The following is a 1,356-nucleotide window of genomic DNA, read 5'->3' as shown; positions in this document are numbered from 1 at the left end:
AAACATTAATAAATAGGGAATCGTTACATTATGCGTTTGGAAGTCAGCTGTATCGATCGCGTGGGTTTAGCGAAAGACATCCTCGTCGTGCTTGAAAAACATGGTATTAACTTAATTGCCATAGATGCCAGTAATAAAGGTTTCCTGTTTTTGCAGTTTGCAGAAATCAGTTTCGAAACCCTGCGTGAGCTTATGCCACAAATTCGTAAAGTCGAAAGTGTGCATGATGTCCGTACCGTATCTTTTATGCCGTCAGAGCAAGAACATTACGCCCTAAAAACCTTACTTAAAACCTTACCCGATTCGGTGTTTTCAACAGACGCGAAAGGGCGGATCCGCATAGCCAATGAGTCGGCTTTATTGACGCTTGGTATGGCTGAACATGAAGTGGTGGGTGAGTCACTTAATCATTGGGTGCAAGGATTTAACTTTGCTCGTTGGATGAGTGAAATACCAGTGTTGGCGCAAGCCACACGAGTACAAATTAACTCGAGCGAGTATTTGGCTGAAATGCTGCCAATTTACTTACCCGATGATGATGATAAAACCATTTTAGCGGGTGCGGTTATTTCGCTAAAATCACCCGCTAGAGTGGGTAAACAGTTTAATGCCCTGCAAAATCAAACTACTGGCTTTGATAATGTATTGGCTATCAGCGACAAAATGAAAGACATACTCAAGCAAGCCAAACGTATGGCGCAACTTGATGCACCGTTACTCATCACCGGTGAAACGGGAACAGGTAAAGAGTTGATGGCTCGTGCGAGTCATGACGCCAGCATGCGCCGCGAACATCCTTTTATCGCGATTAACTGTGCCGCTTTGCCTGATAGTGTTGCTGAAGAAGAGCTGTTTGGCTTTGTCAGTAATGGCACAGTCGTTAAACGTGGTCTGTTTGAAGAAGCAAAAGGCGGTACGGTGTTTCTTGATGAAATAGCCGAGATGTCCAAAACCGCACAAGTTAAATTATTGCGTTTATTACAAGACGGGACTTTTAGACGGATTGGTGGCGATGAAGAAGTGCGCGCCGATGTACGAATTATTTGCTCAACCCAAAAACACTTAGCTGAACTTTGCCAATCCGGTGAGTTTAGAGAAGATTTGTATTATCGAATCCATGTTTTAAGTTATCACATGCCATCACTGCGTGAGCGTCGCGTGGATGTGATTCCATTAACTGAGATGTTTTTAGAGCATTATAGTCAGCAGTTATCGAGTCCCTTAAGGCGTATATCGGCAAGTTGTCGCGATTACCTATTTACCTACGCATGGCCGGGTAATGTGCGCCAATTGAAAAATGCGATTTTTAGAGCGGTATCAATGTGGGATGGCTCAACAGAATTGACTGTTGAACAA

Annotated in this window: 1 protein-coding gene; it reads left to right on the top strand. The window is 43.7% G+C overall.

The genetic code is table 11. The annotated features are described in order from the left end of the window. Positions 1-30 precede the first annotated feature (30 nt). Positions 31-1,356: sigma-54-dependent transcriptional regulator (locus CXF78_RS00655; protein WP_102035698.1), on the top strand; the 1,326-nt coding region annotated here is incomplete at its 3' end.

Origin of the sequence: Shewanella sp. 11B5, assembly GCF_002836795.1 — a bacterium.
Lineage (GTDB): Bacteria > Pseudomonadota > Gammaproteobacteria > Enterobacterales > Shewanellaceae > Shewanella > Shewanella frigidimarina.
This window is presented reverse-complemented; position numbering and strand designations above follow the sequence as displayed.